The organism is Thermoflexus sp. (genome assembly GCF_025055495.1).
GTDB lineage: Bacteria > Chloroflexota > Anaerolineae > Thermoflexales > Thermoflexaceae > Thermoflexus.
On sequence record NZ_JANWXB010000409.1, the window covers coordinates 1 to 5,558 of the forward strand.

Consider the following 5,558-nt stretch of genomic DNA (forward strand, 5'->3'; position numbering starts at 1 on the left):
GCCCGCCCACCTGATGGATCCAGTCTGGGGAGGGATCGCCGAACGACCCGGTGTCTGGAATTTCTCCAGGCACGCTCTCAGGCGAAGGCCGGAGAGCCAGGTGTTCCGGAAGTATCTCCGGAACCTTTACCTGTGATTGGAGAGGAGCGACGATGGCGAGCTTCGATGAGGTCATTGGAGAGCTTCTTTCTCTGGCGGAGCGACAGGGTTACCTCACCGTCACGGATATCCTGGAGATCTATCCGGAAGCGGAGGAATCCCCCGAGGAGCTGGACGAGATTTGCCTGTGGCTGCAGGAGACGGGCATTGAGCTCTACGATGATACCCGGATCAACATCGAGGAAGAGGAACGGTTCCTTCGGGAGATCGAGGAGGAAGAGGAGGAGGAAACGGAGGAACACTTCGAGACCAGTGATGTGGTCCTGGGGGAGGATGATGATCTGGCGGACATCGATGTGGATGACACGGTAGGGCTTTATCTGAAGGAGATGGCCCGCGTCCCCCTGCTGACCAGCGAAGAGGAGGTGCGGCTGGCCCGGCAGGTGTTCCGCGGGCAGCAGGCCGCCCGGCGGCTCCGGGAATCCCAGCGTCTCTCCCCTCAACAGCGGGTCCGCCTGGAGCGGCTGATGGAAGAAGGCCGCAAGGCGCGGGAGCATCTCATTAAAGCCAACACCCGTCTGGTGGTGAGCATTGCCAAGAAATACATGGGCCGTGGGGTTCCGTTCCTGGATCTGATCCAGGAGGGGAACCTGGGGCTGATGAAGGCGGTGGAGAAGTTCGATTACCGGCGGGGTTACCGTTTCAGCACCTACGCCACGTGGTGGATCCGCCAGACCATCACCCGGGCCATTGCCGATCAGAGCCGCACCATCCGGGTTCCGGTCCACATGAGCGATCGGATCCGTAAGCTGTATCGGGTGGCCCACGAGCTGGAGCAGAGCCTGGGCCGCAAGCCGACGGCGGAGGAGATCGCCGCCGAGCTGGGGGTGGATCCCCGAAAGGTGGAGTGGATGTTCCGGGTTTCCTGGCAGCCCCTGAGCCTCGAGAACCCGGTGGGGGAGGACGAGGAGGACGAGCTGGGTTACTTCATCGAGGATGAGTCCTCGCCCTCTCCGAACCAGATCGCCTACCAGAACCTGCTCCGGGAGAAGATCGAGGAGATCCTTTCCACCCTGAGCCCCCGAGAGGCCCGGATCCTGCGGCTGCGGTTTGGCTTAGTGAACGGGCGTTGCTACACCCTGGAGGAGGTGGGGAAGAAGTTCGGGCTGACACGGGAGCGCATCCGGCAGATCGAAGGGCGTGCCCTCCGTCGACTGCGCCACCCGCGTCGGAGCCGCCAGTTGCGAGAGTTCTTGACCTAAAAGGGTTTCCTTCCCCCTGCGGGAGGCTTCCGAGACCGGACCGGCCGCCAGAGGCGCCGGTCCGGTTTTATTTCTCGAGAAATGAAGAGGCCGCTTCCAACCAGGAAGCGGCCTCTCCCGGCGGGCCGTCGCGGATCAGCGTTCACCGGAGGTGATGCGACGGCCCGCCTCCTTCAGGTCTGTCCGACGTTTTTCGTCCATGTCGCATCACCTCCTTTCTGTGGGATGGCGCATCCGGAAGGCGCAGGCGTCGAGGCGAGGAGGGCAGGTGGCCCGCGCCTGTAACAGGTTGATCATGCACGGAATCGGCTCGGATGTCAACTTCGGATCCTGATCTCGCATCCGTTCAGAACACAGCCCATTCGGTCCCCTCTTCGACACGCTGGCTCGGGTGGAGGGTTGGGTATATAATATCATCAGATGCTGATATGATGATATGTGGAGCATCCGATGCTGAGGATGGCCTATCCGAAGACTTACGAGTTGCAGGCCAAATTCTTTCGCGGCTTCGCGGACCCGTCGCGCCTCGCGATTCTGGAAGTATTACGGGGCGGGGCGCTCACGGTAAGCGAAATCGTGCGGGCCACCGGCTTGACCCAGTCCAACGTATCGAATCACCTCGCTTGCTTGCGCGATTGCGGGCTGGTTGTAACCCGGCGGCAGGGGAAATTTATTTACTACGAATTGAGCGACCCTCGCGTGGAGCAATTGCTTCGCCTGGCGGATGAGCTGCTCGCCGGGATTGCGAAGGGCGTTTACGAATGCACACGTTACACGGCCGAGGAGCGCGGACATGGCTAAAACTCAACTCCTTGAAGTGCCCATCCAGGGCATGGACTGCGCCGAGTGCGCCCTGCACGTTCAACAGGCCATCGCCGACTTGCCCGGGGTCGAGTCGGTCCATGTCCTTTTGTCCTCCGAGAAGGCCATCGTCCGGGTGGATCCCACCCGGGTGGATTGGTCGGCGATCCGTAAAGCGGTGGAGAGCGCAGGCTATTCAATCCCCGACTCCGCCGTGCCATCGGCTGCTTCCGCAGGCGCTTTCACCCGCCGCGTGCGGATGTTGCTGGCCCTCGTGTTCAGCGGGGTCCTGATCATCGTGGTCGCCGGGGAATGGCTGGGTCTGTTCGAGAAACTGAATGAGCTTGTTCCTCTCCCCATCGGCGCTGCCTTCGTCATCGTGGGTGGCTTCCCGGTCTTTCGCAATGTCGTGCGGGCTGCCCTGAAGCGGCGAATCACCGCCCATGCCCTGATGACGACCGGTGCCATGGCCGCTCTCGCTGTCGGCGACTGGGTGGCGGCGGCGATCGTGGTGGTGTTCATGCGGGTCGGCGATGCCATAGAGCGCTTCACCGCTGAAGGCGCTCGTCGCGCTGTGAAAGAACTCATCGCCATGGCGCCGCAAACCGCCCGCGTGGAACGCAACGGCGCGGAGGTGGAAGTGCCGGTGACGGAAGTGCAGGTGGGCGAAATCGTGGTCGTTCGCCCAGGAGAGAGGATCCCGGTGGATGGCGAGGTGATCGCCGGACATGCCACCGTGGATCAATCCGCGATCACCGGCGAGTCCATGCCCGTGGAAGTGGCGAGGGGTTCGCATGTTTTCGCGGCCACCATTGCAAAGCTGGGCAGTCTGCGGGTGAAAACGCTGCGCGTGGGCGCGGATACCACGTTCGGGCGCGTAATCAAAATGGTGGAGGAGGCGGAAGCCCATCGGGCCGATGTCCAGCGCCTCGCCGATCGGTTCAGCGCGTATTACATGCCGGTGGTGGCTGGGATCGCCGCTCTGACCTTCCTCATCAGCCGCAACCCCCTGGCCGCCGCCGCCGTCCTGGTCGTGGCATGTTCCTGTTCCTTCGCCTTGGCCACGCCGGTGGCGATGCTGGCCTCCATCGGCGCCAGCGCCAAGCGCGGCGTGCTGATCAAGGGCGGCAAGTATCTCGAAGCGCTGGCGCGCGCGGACGTCGTGCTGGTCGATAAAACCGGCACGCTCACGCTGGGGCGACCTCAAATCACCGATGTGGTTCCGCTGAACGACATGTCCCCGTCCGAAATCCTTGCTCTCGCCGCTTCCGCTGAACGCTACTCGGAACACCCCCTCGCCGAGGCGGTTCGGGAGGCGGCCCGCGCTCAACATCTGCCGCTTGCCGACCCCCAGGACTTTGAGGTCATTCCCGGCATGGGCATCCGGGCAAGGGTGAATGGCCACCGGGTCACTATCGGCAACCGCCGGTTGGTTCCGGCGCCGGAATCCCTGCCTCTCGCCCGACAGCTGGAGGAGCAGGGCAAGACGCTCCTTTGGGTCGCCCTGAACGGGGAGCTGGCGGCTATCCTCGCGGCCGCCGACACGCTCCGCCCCGAGGTCCCCGCCGCCCTCGCTGAACTGCGCGCCCTCGGCATCCAGCGGGTGGAACTGCTCACGGGCGACAACGAACGGGTTGCTGCCGCGCTGGCTGGAAAACTCGGCGTGCCCTATCGAGCGAATCTGTTGCCCGAGGACAAGATCCAGGTGGTGAAAGATTATCAGGCGAAAGGGCACGTGGTGGTGATGATCGGGGACGGTGTGAACGACGCGCCCGCGCTGGCCCAGGCGGACGTCGGTATCGCCATGGGCGTGGCGGGGACAGACATCGCCATGGAAGCCGCTCACATCGCCCTGATGCGGGAGGACTGGAGGCTGATCCCCGAGGTTTTACGGATTGCCCGGCGCACGATGGGGGTGGTCCGGATGAACCTCGCCTTCACCGCCATCTACAACCTGGTCGGCTTGACGCTGGCTGCCCTGGGCATCTTGCCGCTCACCCTCGCGGCGGCCGCCCAGTCCTTGCCGGATCTGGGGATCCTGGCCAATTCCGCACGGCTGTTGCGACAGGGTCATGGATCCGCTTAGCCGTAACCTTCATGGGCTTGGAGCCAGCGCCTCGATCAGCGCTGCCGCTCAAGCGCGAGCCGTCGGGCAGTGAGGATGCGGTTCGCTCTGCCGCTCCACAACCAGAAACAGCGATGGAAAGGAGGGGATCACCGATGAACGTTCTTCTGTGGATCCTGCAAGTCGTGTTGGGTGTCTATTTCTTCATCACCGGGATTGTCCATTTCATTGTGCCACCCGGCCTGCCTGCGCCGATGGCCTGGATGTATGAGCTACCCCCTGCCTTACATTACCTGAGTGGCACGGCTGAGATCTTGGCCGGACTGGGGCTGATCCTGCCCGGTCTCACCCGCATTCAGACCCGTCTGACGCCTCTGGCGGCCCTCGGGCTGGTGCTGGTCATGCTGGGCGCGGCGGTCTGGCATTTCCTGCGCAATGAGTTTCCCAGTATCTTTATGAACCTGATCCTGGCTGGGCTCGCGGGTTTCGTGGCGTATGGCCGATGGCGACTGAGTCCGCTGAAGGATAGGGGGAGTTAGCGCTTCGCTTCATCGGCCCCGGGGCCGCCCGTAGAGCCACCAGAAGCGATCCGGTGGGAAGGCGGCCTGTAAGGCCTTTTCCCAAAGGAAAGGACCCGGAGTCCAATTGCGCCGCAGCGTCTGATCCAGAGCCCGCAAGCGGCTCTGGATTTTCCCCATGTCCAATCCCAGACGCTCCCCTTCCTCCAGCAGAAGATCGATTTTTAAACGAATATGAACCTGGGCGGGGTAGCTGGCGGCCGCCTCCTCCGGATGTCTTTCGTAATCCTCCAGATACCAGGCCCAGGCATCCAGGCGGCTGCTCAGCTCCCGTTCCAATTTTTGTTGGTAGCGGTCGCGCTGGGCTTCCCGCACTCGCTCCAGCCGGGCCTTCAGCAGCTCCAGATCGGATCGAGCCCGGGGCGGGAGCTGGGCTTGAAGCGCCTCCAGCCGCCGGAGGCTTTCCAGCAGGCCGCCGAGGCTGAACGATGGGAAGGTGGCGGAGAAAGGGCGGAGAGGCCAGTAAACCAGATCCGAGGCCAGATAGTCCTCGATAATGCCCATCCCCTCCTGGATAAACGTGAGCTCATCTTCCGGTTTCATGGATCCTCCCCGGCTCTGGAATGCCTCCGTCTTCGTTCATCTCCTTCCAACATCGGTGCCCGCCAGAGGGCGAACCCCTCGATGGCTGGAAAGGGTTTGATTACCTCTCCCTCTACTATCCCCAACCCCTGCCCACCCTTGGGCCTCGTGCTTTGTCCGGTGATGAACCGGAGATTGGGGGAACTGAAGCCAGTTCGGAAGGGAATGGCC

The 5,558-nt window shown here is 63.0% G+C and carries 5 protein-coding genes; 4 read left to right on the forward strand and 1 reads right to left on the reverse strand.

Annotation, left to right across the window (positions count from 1 at the left end; translation table 11 throughout):
• Positions 1 to 152 precede the first annotated feature (152 nt).
• The 4 genes from NZM16_RS13275 to NZM16_RS13290 all read left to right on the forward strand — a co-directional run bounded on the left by NZM16_RS13275 (position 153) and on the right by NZM16_RS13290 (position 4,766).
• Positions 153 to 1,361 (forward strand): sigma-70 family RNA polymerase sigma factor, encoded by a 1,209-nt coding sequence (locus tag NZM16_RS13275; RefSeq protein WP_295451332.1) that lies wholly within the window; start codon positions 153 to 155, stop codon positions 1,359 to 1,361.
• Positions 1,362 to 1,811: 450 nt separating this feature from the next.
• Positions 1,812 to 2,162, forward strand: coding sequence for a helix-turn-helix transcriptional regulator (locus tag NZM16_RS13280; RefSeq protein ID WP_295451335.1), 351 nt, complete (start codon positions 1,812 to 1,814; stop codon positions 2,160 to 2,162).
• Positions 2,155 to 4,248 carry a cation-translocating P-type ATPase gene (locus NZM16_RS13285; RefSeq protein WP_295451336.1) on the forward strand — a complete coding sequence of 698 codons (2,094 nt, stop codon included), beginning with the start codon at positions 2,155 to 2,157 and terminating at the stop codon, positions 4,246 to 4,248. Before NZM16_RS13280 ends, NZM16_RS13285 begins: the two co-directional genes overlap by 8 nt.
• Before the next feature lie 134 nt (positions 4,249 to 4,382).
• Entirely contained in the window at positions 4,383 to 4,766 is a 384-nt protein-coding gene (locus NZM16_RS13290; protein WP_295451339.1) for a DoxX family protein, read from the forward strand.
• Positions 4,767 to 4,775: 9 nt separating this feature from the next.
• On the opposite strand, the gene NZM16_RS13295 is transcribed toward NZM16_RS13290, so the two are convergent.
• Positions 4,776 to 5,348 (reverse strand): hypothetical protein, encoded by a 573-nt coding sequence (locus NZM16_RS13295; protein WP_295451342.1) that lies wholly within the window; start codon positions 5,346 to 5,348, stop codon positions 4,776 to 4,778.
• Between the last annotated feature and the right edge of the window lie 210 nt (positions 5,349 to 5,558).

Bases quoted from the DNA above. Each gene is read 5' to 3' on its own strand.
- NZM16_RS13285 (WP_295451336.1), top strand. From the start codon at position 2,155: ATGGCTAAAACTCAACTCCTTGAAGTGCCCATCCAGGGCATGGACTGC.
- NZM16_RS13290 (WP_295451339.1), top strand. From the start codon at position 4,383: ATGAACGTTCTTCTGTGGATCCTGCAAGTCGTGTTGGGTGTCTATTTC.
- NZM16_RS13280 (WP_295451335.1), top strand. From the start codon at position 1,812: ATGCTGAGGATGGCCTATCCGAAGACTTACGAGTTGCAGGCCAAATTC.
- NZM16_RS13295 (WP_295451342.1), bottom strand. From the start codon at position 5,348: ATGAAACCGGAAGATGAGCTCACGTTTATCCAGGAGGGGATGGGCATT.
- NZM16_RS13275 (WP_295451332.1), top strand. From the start codon at position 153: ATGGCGAGCTTCGATGAGGTCATTGGAGAGCTTCTTTCTCTGGCGGAG.